Here is a 16,331-nt window from a genome sequence, read left to right as displayed (position 1 = left end):
AGCAGAAGGGCACTGAAGGTCAGCCCCACCATGGAGGCGACAAGCCAGGGCCAAGGACGCCGATGCGTGCGCGACACTCCCCACCAGGCGCCGACGATGGACAGGACCGCCAAGAGCACCAATATTGCGCCGACCTGGAGAAGCACGAGCGGTTCTGGTCGGTCCGCGCCTGAGGAGTCGCCCGGGCAAGGCTCCGAGGGAAGGGCGCCCAGCAGCCCAGCCCAGCAGCCGACGAGGGCAGACAGTGCCAGTAGCACGGTCATCACCGCTGCCGTCACCGCAGGCCAGGGTCGCATGGGTCGGAAGGCTAGATATCACCAAGTCACGGGGAAGACACAGACCGGCGGCAAGTCGGCGTGACCTGATCTTCAACTTCGCCGTCTCACCGCCGAACCACCGTGCCATCGCCGTGCCAGTAGCCGGGCCCGTCGACGGGCGCGAGCGGGTCCGAACCGGCGGCAACGTCATGCCGCAACCAGGAAGTTCGGACCAGGCGGGTGCGTCGGGACGATCTTCCAAACTGATTGCGTGTGCCACGATGATCGGATGGCTTCCGACAGCCCGGCGATGGACTCGGGCCCGCGACATGAGCACGTGGCGCTCCTCGCTGGCACGAACGCTTCCGGCCTGCCGGTTCATGAACAGGTTCCCGCCGCGCGCCTCGGCGACGGGCTGTACCGAGTCGCCGGAACCCCAGCTCTGGTGGACGGCTGCGCGGCCGGCGACGTCGTCCACGTGCAAGCCGACGGCAGCTTCCAGGTGCAACACCACGGGGGCAACGTAGCCATTCAGGCATTCACTCCAGAAGCGTTCACCACAACTGATGTCGAACGTCTCACCGAGGTGATCAACTCTCTTGGTGGCGTGGCCGAGGCCCCGGCCCACCGCAGGTTCCTCGTCGTGACAGTCCCGGTCCGGGTGGGATTCGCCGCGATTGAGGCGGCCATGACCGGCTGGCAGGCCGCGACGCCCCAGGCGGAGTGGTCCTTCGGGAACGTCTATGGCGTTGACGGCGCTCCATTGAACTGGTGGCGCGCTGCCGAGGGCAGCAACGGGTGAAGTGAATGTTCTAACCGCAGCTTGACCCAGTGCAGTTCACCAACGGAGGCCGCCTTCCGGACACGGCGACGTGCTGAACGGGGCAGCGGTCGACCCGTGCCCACCTCTACGGATCACATAACCGCCGTGCCTTAGCTGTACAGCCACCGGTACAGCCAAGGCGCCCGACGATGGACGACGATCTCCGACAACTGCCGACGGATTGAGCAGGAGTGCAAGGCCCGGACCCGTGATCGGCGATCTTCTCTTAATCCGCGGGTTGTAGGTTCGAGTCCTACGCGGCGCACCAGCAAGAACTCACCAGGGCCGATCTAATTAGATCGGCCCTGACCCCTTTCTGTGACCCCAACGTCAGCCCTCGAACAGATAACCGAGCTTGTCGGTCGTCGATCGCTGGGCCTGGCGGGTGGCGTCCACATAGATCAGTTTCGTGATCGTGGGGGAGCTGCGCCCGAGCACGTCCTGAATGCGCTCAATCTCGACACCCTGCTCGTACAGCAGCGTGGCGCAGGAGTGCCGCAGGTCGTGGAAGCGGATCCGGCGCAGGCCGGCCCGGTCGAGCAGCCCGACGAAGTGCCGGTTGACGTTGCGCGGTTCCAATGGCGTGCCGATACCGCTGGTGAACACCAAGCCGGACTCTTTCCAGTCCCGGCCGCGGGTCTTCCGCTCGGCGTCCTGCGCCACTCGGTGCTACGGATTAGAAGGGGCCATGATCTCAGGGAATCGGCTCTCTACCAGGTCCTCTGGTGTCGAAACGCGTGTCTCAGCCTGCTGTGCTGTCTCCACCGAGCCTAGTTCGTGCCACGATTCGTGCCACGGTGAGTCAGCTCGAGAGCGCCGCGACCTCCTCCCTCAGTACTCACTGTGCGTAGTCCACGAGGTAGTGGCGGCGATACGTCGCGCTGGGACCGCGTGCTTTCCGCAGGTGTCGGCAACCGGGCGTTGGCCCGCCTCTGACATTGGGTTCCAGCCCCGGCGCGGATGGACCACGCGTAGCCCCACATTCGCCGGCGGACCCGCTACAACCAGGCCTCACCCCCGGTCAGCAGTGAGGTTGAAAACGGCCCGCTGAGAGCGACGCTGAGCCAAGATCCGGGCCGGGTCCAGGACCGGATGCATGAATGTCTCAGCGCGACTCTCAGCGGGTGGCGCTTGGCCTCTCAGCGCCTGTCTCTATCTGTTTCCGCAGGTAGAGACAGTACTGGATGTCCCGTCTCGTTTGACCTGACGCAGTCTCAGCCGCGACCTGACGCAGCGCTGGCCAACGGGCCTTTCAGGGAGACCGGGACAAACGAGCCCTGGTCAGGCCGCGTCGGCGTCGGGGAATTGACGCGGCGGCTTGTTCTTCCAGCTCTCGACGACGTCGACGATGTAGCCGTCGTCAAGCTGGTTCGGGATCATGAACATGCGGTTCACCTTCTCGTAAGCAGTGTTCTCGCGGAAGATCCGGAAGCTCTCATCGTCGGCGCAGTCTGCGAGGGCAGGGTAGACGACGTAGCCGCCGCCTCTCCCGCTGTCGAAGTTCTTGAGGCACTCCTCGATGGCATCCAGGTCCGCTTCGGAGGGATCGCCCTTCGTAGCCGGATGGGCACGCCACATCCTGACGAGGTCCATCTTGTTGACCGTCCTGAACCCCTTCATACCCTTGACGAGTTGCCCTGCGATGGCGCGGACGGGGTCATCATCGAAATTGATCGTAATCACTCCTTAAGGGGGTGCTGCCATCAGAATGCCGGCCTCTCGGCAGCAGCTTGGGGCATAGAATGGCACCCATCAGCAAGGGCGTCAATGGCGGTGCCGAAAGAAATCGGAGATCGAATCCACGCCCGCCTTGCCGGCAGCCCCGGACGGCATCCATTCCCATGCATAACAGCAGGTCAGAGTGGGTGCAGGTGCCCGGCGAATGTGAAATAACTTACCTCAAGCCTCTGAAGACTTCCATCCTAAATTGAGATGGACTGCATCGTTTGAAATTTGGCTCGGGATGAAAAGTCATAACCGGCAGGCCACCAAAGCTTACAAACTTGAGGTAGCTCAAAACGATTATATTTTGAAGGTACTCCCCGTCGGGCTGCGTAAGTATTTCTGTGATGGCCGCGCCCGCCACCCGTCATGCCGGCTGCGGCCGGGCGGTTTGGGTGCGTGAGGACCGATGTGCCGGGGAGAGTGAACCCGCTGCCGGAGGGCGGGCGCTATCACGGCGAACCAGGCGGTCAGAAGATGTAAGTGGCGTAGTTGTAGGGGCGGCTTCGTTCGTATGTGGCCTGCAACCGTGGCTGCCTGACCTCGGGCAGTCGGGCCAGGACGCTGAGGAAGATCTGCCCGTCCGGCTGGAACCGGTAACCCGGGAGCAGTGCCGGCAGGGCCTCGGGCGGGATCGGGACCGATCGTCCGACCGGCTTCGGGACTCGGTGGAATGCGAGGTGACGCCAGGCGTCCCAGGCCAGCGGGACCGGCTTCACCGGCGGGGCCACCGGCCAGAGTTCGCCGGTCTGTGGATGTTCTGGGATAAGAGCGAGGTCGCCGTCGGCGTCCGGAAGGCCGGGCCCGGCCAGGACCAGGGTGCGCTCCGGCCCCGTACCGGTCGGGCCGACAAGGCGGTCGAGGGTGGGCCGGAAGACTTCGGCGACCTGGTGATCGGGGATCAGGATGGGGTCACCGCCCGAGGCGGCCAGCATGTGCGCCAGCGCCGAGGCTGCGGCGGCCGCCCACATCGGGTGCCAGCCGCCGCCCGGTTCGGACGGCGGGATACCGATTCGCTGGTCGATCAGGTCCGCCCAGTCGAGCTCCGGGTGCGGGCCCGGACCGTCCTCGATCACGCGGGTGGTTGGCGGGTCCAGCCAGATCGCCTGCCGCAGACCACAGTCGTCTATCCGGATGGCCACGGGCGTGCCGCAGGTGACGCAGACCATGTTGGGCTCGCCGCCGTCAAGGCCACAGCACCCGAAGTCGCCCACCCGCGCCGGGTCGATGACGGCACCGCGGACGTCTCCTGGGGTGAGTAACACCCGGCCGATTGGCCCGACGGAGATGCTGAACCTCGGCGCGTACCAGCCGAGCGCCTCGGCCTCACCGGCTTCGAGTTCGGCCCACCGACGCCATGGCGAACCAGAGGGCAGCGGATTCACCGCGAACGTGCCGGGCTCCAGTGCGGGAGCGAGCGATCCAGGCCCGTTTCCGTACTTCTGGTCCGCGTGGACGGGCAGCGCCACCCTCGAAACCGGAACCGTAAGAGTGGCGTCGCAACTCCTACAGCCGAAAACCGTCATGTATCTCCCTCGCGTCGACTGACGCAATCCAGATCATCGGGCCAGCCTGCCAGCTGCGCAGCGGCGTCGTGGCAGACGCGGCGATCGAAGTACTGGGGCAACGCTCGGGCCGAGTAGCAGCAACTGATGGCGTCGACTGCTACGCGGTCAGCATGCTGTCATGGCAGTCGCCGGTGAAGAGAGGGGGTTGAGGACAAGTTCCCTGGACTCGGCAGGCAACCCAAGCGCCTGTCGGACGCCTGCCCGCGACTCGATTTCCTTAGGAGTCATGCTGCTCATCCAGTACGCCACCGCCCGATAGCACCCAACCGAGGTGGCCTCGGCCAGTGTTTCGTACTGGACGAACTCGCGGTCGTACTCGACCGCCAGGGCAAGAGCTTTCGTCTGGGCCGCCTCGGGCCATTGATGTGCCCGAAGCGCGTCAGAGAAGCTGCGGTACGCCGTCGTGAGCTGGCCGGCGAGTCGTGTCGCCTCGGCCAATGTGTCGGGCTTCGGCATGACGTGACCAAGCCAGCACCTCCTGGCCGCTTTCACGCCGTCGTCCTGCTGTTGGAACACCGCGATCGCGGCGGCCGTGTCAAGGACTGGCAAGGGTCTGGGTGGCGTTGGCCAGGCGGTCCGGGACGCGAACGAGACGCGCGGCGGAGTGTTGTCCGACGGACCGATACATGCGGACGACACCATCGCCGCGACTATCGCAGGCACAGCCATCCACCATCGGACCCGAGCTGCCACACAGATTCCATCGGCAGCCACACCAGCGGGCTGAGATGCGTCGGGACCGCCAGGTCGCGTGGCCTCGACCGAATCGCCTCCTAGTGTTGCCGAATTTCCCTGTACTGAAGATCAAGGCGCCGCTGACGCGGCGCACCGTGGCGCGCAGGCCGGTCGCTCGGGGCCGCTGCGCGGCCCGGCCCGCCTTACGCCTGCGGCGACGGCGGCCGGGCAAGCCCCGGCGCCGGTACCCGCGCCCGCACCATCGCGATTCAGCAGGCAAGTCGGGCATGCAATCCTGGCGGTGTGACCAGGTTCAGCGGTGGCCAACCATCGGCGGAGCACCTGCAGCGCATCACGACGCTGGCCCGAGACCTGCTGGCGGCCGATGACCCCTACGACGTCGGCTGGCAGCTCTGGGGCGACGCGATGAACCATGCAGGCGATCAGTTCGCGGGGAACATCCAAGCCTTGTGGGGCTCGCTGACCGACTGGGTTGAACTCAAGCCAGCCTAACGAGACCGCGCCAACGCCGAAATGCGGCGGCCAGCCCGTGAATGGCTCGCCCTTGACAAGACCGACCAGGCCGCCCTGGACAGGTACCTGGATTATTGGCTTCACGACATCTGCGGCTATCGGCGCTCCTGACACCAGGTACGCCGCTCGCGCTCGGCCTGCTGGCGACCTCCGGTCGGCATCGGCCGGCGCGGCGGCGCAGGGTTCGGGTTGCAAGGTCCGATGCCTCCGGCGGGGGCACTCGGGCTCTGGGATGGCGTGGCGCCTGCCAGACTGATCGGGAGCAGCGCCAGGGCGCAGCGGGGGGATGAAGGCCAGGAATGGGACGACCAGAGTGGCGGCGTGGTGAGCGCTCGTACCGGGCTCAGGTCATTGGGGTCCGGTTCTTGCTGGCGGGGGTCCTCGGCGTTGCCGCGAGTGTGCTGCTCGTCCGAGCTGGCGTCATGCCAGCCGCCGTGGGGATAAACGTGCTCCTGCTTGGCGGTGTCTGGTGCATGGTGAGCTTCATGGTCGCGTTCATCGGGTCGATCACCGCTCCCGAGAAGCGCAGCGACAACGAGTCAGGGTCCGCCGCAATGTTCTGGGGCGACGTCTTCTCGGGGATACCGGAGCCGCCCGACCGCGCGCCGTAGGTTCGCGATCATTGCGGGCTGGTCGTCCGGGCCATCTGCGGGCCACAAGCGAGGGATCGACTGGGGCAACCCAGGCCGCCCGGGACTGCTCCCACCAGCACGAGGACTGGTCAGCGGGCCGATCTTGTGCGGTTCCCAAGCTGACAGTCTGTGCCCTAGCCAGACCCACGATGTCCTGACGGCCGCGACGATCGCCGACATGGCTGGGCGCCGTCGTAGTCCGGGCGATCGCTGCCGCGCCGCTGCGCGGCATGCCGTCGCATAACGTGGTCAGGCTGGGGAGCGAGGCGATCGCGCAGGATCTTCAGAGCGCGTGCGCGGTTCGCTGCCTGCGTTGACTTCGTGTCCGCCGGTCGCTGGCGTGCAGTACAGCAGCCGGCCGGGCCGCATCCGACCTTGCCCGATCCGGTCAAGCCGTCTGACCTCGTATTGGACTTGATCCAACCGAGAGGCCACGAGTTCGCATCGAGGGGCCTGTGGCGATCCGCGCTGTCCTTCTATCCTCGTGCCATGAATACGCGGTCTGTGCGGCGTGCGGCGCTCCTGGGAGTGGCCGCGTTGGTGGTGATCGGCGGCGTCGCAGCCTTCGGCCGGTGGCTCGGGGCCGCCGAGCGGCAGGAGGCGGCCGCCTGTCAGCAGTCGGTGCACGAGGCCGAAGGCAAATTGCGGACCGACCGCTGGGATCCGCCGAGCGACCTGCCCGATTTGGGCAACTACCCGGAGATCCACTGGCAGGCACACAGCCTGGGATGCCCGTGTTCCCGGGCGCCGGGACCGACCGACTTCGCCTACCAGGGGGTCGTCAGGCTGAAGTCGGACGACGCGGCGCGGCTGACGAAGCAGTTCGAGTTCGTCCCGTTTGAGTCGCTCGACCCGGCCAGCCTCGTCAACCTGAGCACGCCGGCGGAGGTGTGGCCCGAGCTTCGGCCGCATCTTCCGAGCGACGCGCGGTGGCTGTATAGCGAGTCGTACGACGAGGCCGGATCTTCACCTCGGTGGCGTTCCGCGTTCCTTGACCTCGACCATCAGACGCTTCTGTTCATGCTGAATGACCATTAGCCAGGACTGCGCGGCATCCGTGGCCAGTTCAGTGCCGATGGGTAACGTCAGGCCGGTTATGGTGACGATCACCATGAACCGCATCGCGTATCGGTAGGGCAGGTTGCTGCTGTTAGGCGTGGGACTTTCCCGACCCCAGCTTGACCCCAACCGCCTGCACGATGAGCACCGGTAGCACTGCTGCGCCTCCAGAAGGCCCGCGGTCAGAGCCCCTGGCGGGGAGGGAGCGGGAGCCCTCTTAATCCGCGGGTTGTAGGTTCAAGTCCTACGCGGCGCACAGTTGATCAAGGCTCTGGTCAGGCTATCTAATGGCGGATCGGAGCCTTTTTCATGTCCCTTGTGGACGTTTGCGTGATCCGTGCGTGATCTATAGATACTGATACCCGCCGACACGGGGCGGCATCCGGTCGTCCTAGTCGTCGGACGATTTCGGTACGTATTCGCTACAGGCGGCCGACAGCTGGGGTCGATGAGCGCCGATCCAGTTTTCGATGTCGTCGACCAGCCAAACCTTGCCTTGTTCCAGGTTTGCGACGGGCTTAGGAAAGTCCATGCGGCTGGTTATCTGATCGGTGACGGCGCCGCCATCGCCGTCCGCTCCACGCTCCCAGGCGGCGGTACCCACTACCTGCTCAACGATCCGCACGGCACCGCCAACGTGGCCATGGACACGACCACCCTGCAACTGTCGCGCCAGCAATACAAGCCATACGGCGAAACCCGCACCAACACCTACCCACAGCTTGGCCCGACCTCACCCACGGCTACCTCGGCGCATCCCAGGACACTCACACCGGTTACACCCGACGTCGGCGCCGCAAATACGACCCCGCCCTCGGCCGGTTCATCAGCGCCGACCCCCAGCTTCAGACCACCGACCCCAGCCAGTTCGGCGGCTACACCTGCGCCGGCGACAGCCCCATCACCGGCGCCGACCCCTCCGGCCTTGGACGCATTGACGGCAACCAGTCCGGCTGCGCCGTCGGCAACGGGGGCACCTGCGGCGGCTACGTCGCCACCCGGTCCACGCGCGACAACCACGACCCGGTCCGGGTAGATCGAGACAGCTATAACAATTACGCCGTCGGACACGTTCCCCTAACCGACGACCAGGTCAAGGACCGCGACAAGTTCGATCATCAGGTCCAGGACGCCTACTTCGAGCTGCTCGCCCAGGGCGGCGACAAGTGCAAGGCCCTCGACGACGACACCAAGCTCCTGCAGATAATGAACCGCGCCTGCCAGCGCATCAAGAACGCCTGCACGAGTCCGTTCGCAGCCGAACTTAGAAGGCAGAACGCGATCAGGGGCGTGTACAACAGCGGCTGCCATGACGAATGCCTGCGAAAGTACCTTGCCTCGGTCGGCCTCGTTGAGGCCATCGTCACCGGCGGGATCGGCTACTTCGGTGGATGGTTCCAACAGAAGGCGGGCCGGGCGGCGACCAGCGTCTCCTACAACGGCATTTCGGCAATGGCACAAGGAGCAAGCGTCGGATGCGTCGACGGCAACAGCTTCACGCCCGAAACACTCGTCAAAATGGACAACGGCAGCACCAAACCGATCTCCGACGTCCACGTCGGAGACAAGGTCGTCGCCATCGGCCCAACCGATCCCACCGCCGAGGCGACCTCACAAGAAGTCACCGAACTGCACATTAACACCGACACTGAGCTCGTCGACCTCACCGTCAAGACCAGCGACGGCAACACTGCCACGCTTCTCACCACCCAACACCATCCCTTCTGGTATTCCCAGCGTCACCAGTGGGTCGACGCCGACGACCTGCACCCCGGCGAAGCGCTGCTGACCTCACAGCGGCATAAAATATTGCACCGCGTTCGCAGCCCACAGTCGACTCGGTCCGTTCCTTCACGGGCCACCGAACGATGTACACCCTCACCGTTGCCCACACCCACACGTACTACGTTCTGGTGGGCGACACACCCGTACTCGTGCACAACGTTGGGGAGTTCCCCGTGACTGGGGCCCCGCACGGGAAGATGAGCGAGGCGGCTTCGCGTGAGCGGCTGCAGAACGAAGGATTCGACAATATTACGCCCGAGGTTCGGTTCCGGACCGCAGGCGGAGTCGAATTTCGCGGCGACTTCGTGGCTCGCGACCCTGACGGCAACTGGGTTGCTGTAGAGGTGAAAACTGGGCAAGGTGCAATGATCACGCCGAATCAGGAGGTTGGTTATCCGAAGCTCAGCTCCACGGGAGCCATCGTGGATACGAGAAAACTCGCACAGTTCTGGTTTCCTCAGGGTTCTGCGGTAAGAATGCAAGTAGGGATTGATATCTGGAGGTGCCCATCTTGTGGCTCCTAGCTGACCAGTTCGTTTCGGCATTCGCCGAAGCGTCAGGGCCATTCGGATGGAGGGGTCGGCCTGACGGTGACGATGAGTTCGTCATCTTCTCCAAGCCACTGGACTCCGAAATATATTCCGAGCTTGGCCTTGACCTAACAGAACGTGACTTCGGCCTGTCTCTGAACCCTTCAGTCTCTGTCCGACATGAGCGAGCGTCGGATCTTCATGCACAGTTCTTTGGATTCGAGCAAGGTCCATCTCAGGTGGCAGCCTCACTTTCCGACCTGGCCAGGCATGCCGGCCGCGGAAGTGGCATGATGCGGACGGTAGAACGAATTGAGGACATCAACGTCAAGGTCAGGGAGGTCTTGTCCGACATTGCAGAACTCGGAGAGCAGTTCTACGCCAGATATTCGACCATGCCAGACCTTGTTCGGTATCTGGAGGGCTCTGCGAGAACAAGCCTGGAGCTTGGCCAACTAGCGTTGGCTTACGCCCTAACTGGCGATCGAGAGAAGGCTGACTCAGTCCTGTCCAAGCTGGAAGAGATCGCGGCTCAGCAGCCGACACTGCCTGCGGCACAGACAACTCGATTTCTCGACGCCTTCCGCGCATACTTCGAGAACTTTGCCTAGCGCATGGTCAGGACGTGGACTCCATAACCGGCAGAGGCCTCGCCGCACGTCATCATCGTACGAGAACCCATCAGGCGACATAGGCAGCCGCTCGGCAGACGGGTGAAATGCCACGTTCAGCGGGGCGCTGTTGCACAGCGCGCACGTGAAGTCGCCCTCGGAGTCGGGGAATGCATGCCTCTGGCGAGACCCGTCTTAGAGGTCAGTTCAGAATGAGTTGAGTAGGCGGCGTAGGCAGATCACGGAGCAGGCGATGCTGAGCATGGCTTGGTGGATGTCGGCGCGGCGTTCGTAGCGGGTGCGTAGCCGGCGGAAATTGTGCAGCCAAGATAAGTGCGTTCCACGACCCGACGCAGCTTGCCCATTCCAGAGCCGTGGCCGCTGCCGCGGCGGGCGACCACGGGGGTACGCCGTTGCCGCAGCAGCCGTCGGTAATTGTCGTGGTCGTAGCCGCGGTCCGCGAACAGTCTGCGAGGACGCTGCCGGGGACGGTCACGCTTACCACGGATCGGCGGGTTCCAGCCGCAACCACAACGCATCAGTCACCACACGCTCGACCACACCCGAGCAGCCTCACCGCGATCCGGCGGGCATCGCCGCACACCGGGTCCGCTCATTCTGAACTGACATCTTAGCGCCGTGCTCCTGGCGTACTACCTGCTCGCGATCCTTGCGACGTCGATGACCTCGTCCGCTGGTGGTGGCTCTAGCCCGGCGATGGGCTCGCCGAAGGCGCTGAACGTCAGCGCCGAGCCGTCAGCGTCGATCCACCGCAACGGGTAGGGCTCCCCGGTCTTGGCGACGTACAGTCTTTGGTCGGACTCGCCGTCGATCAGAGTGATTGCTGGCACGTCCCCGATCATCTCCTCGCGGCCCTTCGTCACGGGTTTGGGGAGTTCCAGCAGGTCATTGACGTTGCCCAGCCTGAACAGTGCCAAGCCCTTCTTGTCGTTGTCGGCCACCGTGACCCATCGGAGGCGGGCGGTGCCAGTCGGCTTCGCCTTCTTCGAGCCCTCCTTCGTGTTTCGGACCTTCTCGCTAGGCCCCACGTAGTGCTTTCCGCCAACTGCGAGCAGTCGGACAGCTTTGTCATCGACGGCGAACGACCCGGCGAAGTCAGTTCCGCGCACGCCAAAGTCAACCGCTATCGCCTTGTCGCCGTTCTTGACTGTCCCAGTGGCGCGGAACGACTGCACATCTTTGAGAGCGTCCTTCGAGCGCCGCAGGATCTGGTCCGGCGCGAGCGCCGCGACCCCGTTGAACGTGGGTACCGATGCCGTGACCGGTGGCGTAGCCGACGGTGCCGGTGGGGTCTCGTCACGCTGACAGCCGGCCAGCAGCGCGACCGCGCCGACGAGGGCGACCGCGGGGGCCTTGGGCGACAAGTTTCTCATCAAAGGTTCTGCCCGTTCAGTGCTCATGGTGCATCGATCGACGTGACCCTACCTGGGGGTCGCCGGTAAGCATCAATGCGGGTATCCGCCATGGCAGTCGCGTTGCGGACCCCGAGCCGTCTCCCCCCATCTACCCCCGAAAACCCCTGCCAACGGTTGGCCAGGGGCGACAGGTGATGATTAGCTCGGCAGGCGGCTCCGAATGACATTCCAGCTCCACCTACAGTGACTGGATTCGGCAGTAGGTCGCACCCCCCGAAAACCACTGCGAAGCGTTGACCAACTGCCGTAAGTCTTGATCGCGCCATAACGGCATTTGTGCAGCTCAGCGCCAGGTTATGGCGAGCAGTGATAAACCAGGGATCGTTACTTTCGGTAACGGTATTCCGGATGACTCGTGACCTGTTGCCCGCAGAGCAGTGGCGGGCCCGCGGGTTCCTGGTCGACCTGGACGTCGCCGGTCCCGCCTGAGCCCTGTCGACCCACGCCCCGCGATTGAGGCCATCCGGGAGCCGTGGGAGAAGCGTACCCTCGGAAAGATCCGTGGCGCGGTCCGTCCCAACTGCCCTGCTCCGCGGTGTGGGCGGGCCGCAACCTGCTTGCCGAAGCTGGCTGAGCCGATAGGGCGTTGCGGTCGAAGTGGGCCGCCGAGCGGCCCTGGTCGAGCGGACTTCCCGGTTCATGGTCCTGGTCGCGCTCTCTGGCGGGGAGCGGTGACCGTCGGCGGCAGGGTGATCGTCGCCGGAAACCGCCGCCGCAGATTGCGGGTTGATGACCGCCGACCGCGGCTCGCAGACGCCCTGCTATGCCTGACTTTCCTGGTCGTGCAGCGGCATCAGCATGGTCATCACGCGGTAGGTGCGTCGAACTCCATCACCGGCCTGACGGCCGTGTTTCGACCATCGGTCGAGGAGTTCGGCGAGCTCCGTCGCGCAATGGTGAGCTTCCTCATCGGTGAGCAGCATCGACTCTTCGTTACTGACGCGGACCGCCTGCTCGTTGTGGGGCTCGAAGAACTGCTCGACCAACGCCAGCCATTGAGCGGCGGTCTGCTGCTTGATTGCCTGCAACGCCTCGCGCCCTTCGGGGGTATGACCGAGTGCACGGGAGGAGATTCGCAGGCCGTCAGTCGAGGTTGGCCGGTACCAGCGCTCACGGCCGTCGCCGCCAACGTCCGGCGCATCTTCGACTAAGCCGTAACCAACCAGTTGACGCAGGTGGAAGCTCACCGCGTTCACCGGCTTGCCGGTCGCCGCGGCAAGCACGGTCGCGTTGGCAGTGCCCCGTGCGTGTAGCTCGTGCAGGAGTGAGACCCGCAGCGGGTGGGCGAGCGCGCGCAGCGCCCGAGGGTCGGCGTCAAGATATTCCGCCATGTCTGGATGCTAGCAACATCCGTTGCGCAAGTAGTCTTGCGCAATAATACTTGCGTAAGTCAGGCTCGATGTATGACCGGAACTCGCGACACCATCGCTCCGCTCAGGCTCGCCGGATATCGGGGTCTGCTCCTAGGGCGGACGATCAACGCCGTCGGCAATGCGTTCGCTCCGATCGCACTCGCGTTCGCTGTGCTCGATTTGACCGGGTCGGCCTCCGACCTGGGCCTGGTGGTCGGCACTAGAACGTTGGTCAACGTCCTGTTCGTACTCTTCGGCGGAATGCTCGCCGACCGGCTGCCGAAGACCGTCCTCATGGTCGGCGCGGCCGTGGCCGCCGCTACCACCCAGGCTGCCGTCGCCGCCCTGGTCCTCACCGGCACCGCGACGGTGCCGATGCTGATCGGTTTGTCCGCCCTCAACGGCATGGTCGCGGCGTTGTCCATGCCGGCGACGTCCGCGATCATCGCCCAGCTGGTTCCGGAGGATCTCCGGCAGCAGGCCAATGGCCTGAACCGCCTGGCATTCAACAGCGCAGCCATCATCGGCGCTCCGGTCGGCGGTACCGTCGTCGCGGCTGTCGGCACCGGCTGGGGCATCCTGGTCGACTCGGGCACGTTCCTGCTCGCGGCCTTCTTCTTCGCGCGGCTCCCAGTTCCGGCCGACGCGCCTGCGCCGGCGGCCACGGCCGCCAGGCCCACCATGATCGTGGACCTACGCGTGGGCTGGGGGGAATTCATCTCCCGCTCCTGGCTGTGGGTCGGCGTCGCCGGCGCCTGCGTCGGCAATCTGCTGCTCAGCGGCGGGATCCTGGTGCTCGGACCGGTCATCGCCGACGAGACCTTCGGCCGGCAGCCCTGGGGTTTCGTGCTGGCGGCGGAGACGGCCGGAATGATCATCGGAGCCCTGATCGCGATCAGGCTGAGACTTCGGCGGCTGCTGTTATTCGGGGTCACCTGCGTCGCCGCCGAGGCGCTGCCGCTCTTCACGCTGGGCGTCTACCCGCATCTGGGCGCCGTGCTCGCAGCGGCGTTCGTCGCCGGACTGGCCATCGAACAGTTCGGCATCGCATGGGAGACGACACTGCAGACACAGGTGCCGGTGGACCGGCTGGCCCGGGTCTACTCGTACGACACCGCCGGTTCGTTCGTCGCCGTCCCCTCGGACAAGTCCTGGCCGGGCCGGCCGCCGAGGCCTTCGGCATCAAGCCGACGATGACCGCGGCCTCCGCGTTGCTGATGCTCTCGGTGCTTGCCATGCTCAGCAGCCGCGACGTACGCCGCCTGAGCCGCCCGCAGCGGTCAGAACACCCGGTTGCGGTGGGACAACCAGCCTGACCCTATCGATGCCCCCACACCAGGACGGGAGCGACGCCGGCCATGACCGACACGAATGCGCACGCGACGCGGCGTGCGGAGCGCATCGCCCTTTGGCTGAACGAGCTTGGTTATCGGAGGGCGAAATCGCCCCCCGTCTCTCCGCCGAGGCGGACCCCCTAGAGCCACGGACCGCACGGCTGGCCTTCTCCCTTGGGCGAGAAAGCGAGTCTCCGCGAAGATCCCGTCGGATGTCTCACCCGCCTGTTCCTGTTCGGTTCCAGGGTTTCCAGCCACGAGTTCGACCGGGTGCTGCTGGAGGAACTGGTCGAGCTCGTGATGGCCAGCGATTTCGTCGACACCGCCTGCGGGCTCGTCGCCGGGAACGTCGCCGTCACGCCGTTCGACGGCCTGCACATCTTCTCCGACCGGCTCTTCGATCTCGGCGAGGCCGGACCGCAGTTTCCGCGCACGACCGCGGTCATGCCCCCGCACTCATCGACGAGGTCGACGCTGGTGAACGGCTCCCAGGACTCCGGTACCGGTGTGATCGGCCTGGTGGCTCGACCGCCCGGACGACGCCGGCCGCCGCTGCCTTCCCCATGCTGGAGAACGCGCTCCTACCGGAAGTAGTTGAAGTAGCTGCCCTCGTACTCGCGATCGACCCGCTCGCGGGAGTCGGCGTCGAAGGTGACGACCGCTAGCCACTGGTCCGGATACCCACCGTCTCGGAGGATCTTCAGGAATGCATCCTGAACGCGTGCTGTCGTCCCATCTGATTTGAACTGGGTCACCTGGGCGTCGGTCTCGAAGAACAACCAGATGGTCTGGCCGAAGTCGGGCTCGTCGATGACCGAGCCGGACATTTCGAAGATGTCCACGAGCGGAATGGCGTTGTGGTCGGCCCACGCCCGGAGGCCGGCCTTCGCGGCTTGAACATGGTCGCTCTGCAGCTTGCGCGCCCTCATGATCGGATCGTAAGCCAACTCGCCAATAGGTCATCGAGGCTGCCTGCCGGGGCGGCTGCGACCAGCGGCGTGGGTGAAGTGCACCTGGATCAACCGCGGGAATCAACGAACCGTACCCAGCGCACCGGGCAACGATCGTGCCCACTGCTCTTGCTCCGTGCCCGGCAGCGTATGCGGATCCGTCGTCTGGTCGGGAAGGGCCGTGGTCGCTTCGACGACGACGGGGGTCGTGTCAGACCTCTGCGGCAGAATCCGATCATGGACCATCACGCCGCACTCGTTGCCCTCGCCCACCAGCACCTCCCCACACCGACCGCCGACCAATGGTTGGGCTTGGCACTGCCCGCCGCGCGGCTGGAGCCGATCGGCGACGACGCGACCCGCCCGGTGGTGGGGCACCTGGGCGGCAACCCGCGGCTGCCGGACGGCGCCGCATGGCCGCAATGGCCCGGCCACGGTCCCTTGACCTACATCGCTGGCATCGACTGCGCCGCGCTGCCCGCCACGGACCTGGGCATGCCGTTCCCCGCCGACGGCACACTGTTGTTCTTCTACTTCGACGGCCAGCTCGACGACGGCGAGGCCCTGGTCCTACCCGGTGAGCCGGACAGCGCCGCAGGCGCCCGCGTCATCTACCTACCGGTGGACGCGGCTACCCACGAGCAGACCAGTCCCGACGGCATCCGCCCCTACCCGCGCGTCCACCTGACCGTCCGGGTGCACCCCACCATCGGTGGCACCGACCACCCTCGCACCGTCGACACGTTCGACCTCGCCGACCACCGGAACGATCATCCGCTGCACGGCGACGACTTCGAAGAAGCCCTCTACCAGTGGCAGGATGACAACGGCACGGGCCACCAGATCGGCGGCTACCCCAACGCGGTCCAGGGCCCTGTCGAGTACGAGATCGCCGAGCCGTCCGACGCCGCCCAGTGGCTCCTACTTGCACAGATTGAATCCGACGGCCGCGCGGGCATGATGTGGGGCGACGCCGGCGCCCTGTACTGGCTGATCCGCCGTGACGACCTCGCCGCGGGTCGCTTCGACCAGGCTCGGTTCACCTGGCAATGCGGCTGACGGG

The 16,331-nt window shown here is 65.4% G+C and carries 18 protein-coding genes and 2 pseudogenes; 10 read left to right on the top strand and 10 right to left on the bottom strand.

What is annotated here, in order from left to right; all coding sequences use genetic code 11:
- Positions 1-546 precede the first annotated feature (546 nt).
- Complete coding sequence (locus tag ACMCNN_RS24420) at positions 547-1,059, top strand: DUF4265 domain-containing protein (RefSeq protein ID WP_412742845.1); 513 nt, start codon at positions 547-549, stop codon at positions 1,057-1,059.
- A 351-nt stretch (positions 1,060-1,410) separates the two neighbouring features.
- Here the strand turns inward: ACMCNN_RS24420 and ACMCNN_RS24415 are convergent, their stop codons facing one another.
- The 4 genes from ACMCNN_RS24415 to ACMCNN_RS24400 all read right to left on the bottom strand — a co-directional run bounded on the left by ACMCNN_RS24415 (position 1,411) and on the right by ACMCNN_RS24400 (position 4,826).
- Positions 1,411-1,743, bottom strand: coding sequence for a tyrosine-type recombinase/integrase (locus ACMCNN_RS24415; RefSeq protein WP_412742844.1), 333 nt, complete (start codon positions 1,741-1,743; stop codon positions 1,411-1,413).
- Between the two features lie 618 nt (positions 1,744-2,361).
- Complete coding sequence (locus ACMCNN_RS24410; protein WP_412742843.1) at positions 2,362-2,763, bottom strand: hypothetical protein; 402 nt, start codon at positions 2,761-2,763, stop codon at positions 2,362-2,364.
- A 509-nt stretch (positions 2,764-3,272) separates the two neighbouring features.
- Complete coding sequence (locus ACMCNN_RS24405) at positions 3,273-4,328, bottom strand: hypothetical protein (protein ID WP_412742842.1); 1,056 nt, start codon at positions 4,326-4,328, stop codon at positions 3,273-3,275.
- Positions 4,329-4,475: 147 nt separating this feature from the next.
- The gene (locus ACMCNN_RS24400; RefSeq protein WP_412742841.1) at positions 4,476-4,826 is read right to left on the bottom strand and encodes a hypothetical protein; all 351 of its coding nucleotides are present in this window, start codon (positions 4,824-4,826) and stop codon (positions 4,476-4,478) included.
- A 522-nt stretch (positions 4,827-5,348) separates the two neighbouring features.
- Here ACMCNN_RS24400 and ACMCNN_RS24395 point away from each other — a divergent pair.
- The 3 genes from ACMCNN_RS24395 to ACMCNN_RS24385 all read left to right on the top strand — a co-directional run bounded on the left by ACMCNN_RS24395 (position 5,349) and on the right by ACMCNN_RS24385 (position 7,249).
- Entirely contained in the window at positions 5,349-5,558 is a 210-nt protein-coding gene (locus ACMCNN_RS24395) for a hypothetical protein (protein ID WP_412742840.1), read from the top strand.
- Between the two features lie 506 nt (positions 5,559-6,064).
- Positions 6,065-6,190, top strand: a complete 126-nt coding sequence (locus ACMCNN_RS24390) for a hypothetical protein (RefSeq protein ID WP_412742839.1) — start codon at positions 6,065-6,067, stop codon at positions 6,188-6,190.
- A gap of 510 nt (positions 6,191-6,700) precedes the next feature.
- A complete protein-coding gene (locus ACMCNN_RS24385) occupies positions 6,701-7,249 on the top strand; it encodes a hypothetical protein (RefSeq protein WP_412742838.1) in 549 nt (182 codons plus the stop codon).
- Between the two features lie 412 nt (positions 7,250-7,661).
- Here ACMCNN_RS24385 and ACMCNN_RS24380 read toward each other — a convergent pair whose 3' ends face one another.
- A complete protein-coding gene (locus tag ACMCNN_RS24380) occupies positions 7,662-7,895 on the bottom strand; it encodes a DNA-binding protein (RefSeq protein ID WP_412742837.1) in 234 nt (77 codons plus the stop codon).
- A 53-nt stretch (positions 7,896-7,948) separates the two neighbouring features.
- Here ACMCNN_RS24380 and ACMCNN_RS24375 point away from each other — a divergent pair.
- A pseudogene (locus ACMCNN_RS24375) lies at positions 7,949-8,185 on the top strand (RHS repeat-associated core domain-containing protein); the annotation flags it as partial.
- A 162-nt stretch (positions 8,186-8,347) separates the two neighbouring features.
- Here the strand turns inward: ACMCNN_RS24375 and ACMCNN_RS24370 are convergent.
- Positions 8,348-8,581, bottom strand: coding sequence for a hypothetical protein (locus tag ACMCNN_RS24370; protein WP_412742836.1), 234 nt, complete (start codon positions 8,579-8,581; stop codon positions 8,348-8,350).
- On the opposite strand from ACMCNN_RS24370, the gene ACMCNN_RS24365 reads away from it, so the two are divergent.
- Positions 8,561-9,232 (top strand): Hint domain-containing protein, encoded by a 672-nt coding sequence (locus ACMCNN_RS24365; RefSeq protein WP_412742835.1) that lies wholly within the window; start codon positions 8,561-8,563, stop codon positions 9,230-9,232. The genes ACMCNN_RS24370 and ACMCNN_RS24365 overlap by 21 nt on opposite strands.
- A 325-nt stretch (positions 9,233-9,557) precedes the next feature.
- Complete coding sequence (locus ACMCNN_RS24360) at positions 9,558-10,196, top strand: hypothetical protein (protein WP_412742834.1); 639 nt, start codon at positions 9,558-9,560, stop codon at positions 10,194-10,196.
- Between the two features lie 207 nt (positions 10,197-10,403).
- On the opposite strand, the pseudogene ACMCNN_RS24355 reads toward ACMCNN_RS24360, so the two are convergent.
- The 3 genes and pseudogenes from ACMCNN_RS24355 to ACMCNN_RS24345 form a co-directional block, all read right to left on the bottom strand.
- Positions 10,404-10,711, bottom strand: a pseudogene (locus ACMCNN_RS24355) (transposase); the annotation flags it as partial.
- Positions 10,712-10,849: 138 nt separating this feature from the next.
- Positions 10,850-11,581 (bottom strand): hypothetical protein, encoded by a 732-nt coding sequence (locus tag ACMCNN_RS24350; RefSeq protein WP_412742833.1) that lies wholly within the window; start codon positions 11,579-11,581, stop codon positions 10,850-10,852.
- 812 nt (positions 11,582-12,393) lie between these two features.
- Positions 12,394-12,963: an ArsR/SmtB family transcription factor gene (locus ACMCNN_RS24345; RefSeq protein ID WP_412742832.1), complete on the bottom strand. Its 570-nt coding sequence runs from the start codon at positions 12,961-12,963 to the stop codon at positions 12,394-12,396.
- 72 nt (positions 12,964-13,035) lie between these two features.
- On the opposite strand from ACMCNN_RS24345, the gene ACMCNN_RS24340 reads away from it, so the two are divergent.
- Positions 13,036-14,181: an MFS transporter gene (locus ACMCNN_RS24340; protein ID WP_412742831.1), complete on the top strand. Its 1,146-nt coding sequence runs from the start codon at positions 13,036-13,038 to the stop codon at positions 14,179-14,181.
- 311 nt (positions 14,182-14,492) lie between these two features.
- Positions 14,493-14,912: a hypothetical protein gene (locus tag ACMCNN_RS24335; RefSeq protein WP_412742830.1), complete on the top strand. Its 420-nt coding sequence runs from the start codon at positions 14,493-14,495 to the stop codon at positions 14,910-14,912.
- Here the strand turns inward: ACMCNN_RS24335 and ACMCNN_RS24330 are convergent.
- Positions 14,900-15,247 carry a hypothetical protein gene (locus ACMCNN_RS24330; protein WP_412742829.1) on the bottom strand — a complete coding sequence of 116 codons (348 nt, stop codon included), beginning with the start codon at positions 15,245-15,247 and terminating at the stop codon, positions 14,900-14,902. The two genes, ACMCNN_RS24335 and ACMCNN_RS24330, sit on opposite strands and share 13 nt — an antisense overlap.
- Before the next feature lie 258 nt (positions 15,248-15,505).
- Here ACMCNN_RS24330 and ACMCNN_RS24325 point away from each other — a divergent pair, with 258 nt between their 5' ends.
- Entirely contained in the window at positions 15,506-16,327 is an 822-nt protein-coding gene (locus ACMCNN_RS24325) for a YwqG family protein (RefSeq protein ID WP_412742828.1), read from the top strand.
- Positions 16,328-16,331: the final 4 nt, after the last annotated feature.

This window comes from Krasilnikovia sp. MM14-A1004 (assembly GCF_047159485.1).
In the GTDB taxonomy this organism is placed as follows: domain Bacteria; phylum Actinomycetota; class Actinomycetes; order Mycobacteriales; family Micromonosporaceae; genus Actinoplanes.
This window is presented reverse-complemented; position numbering and strand designations above follow the sequence as displayed.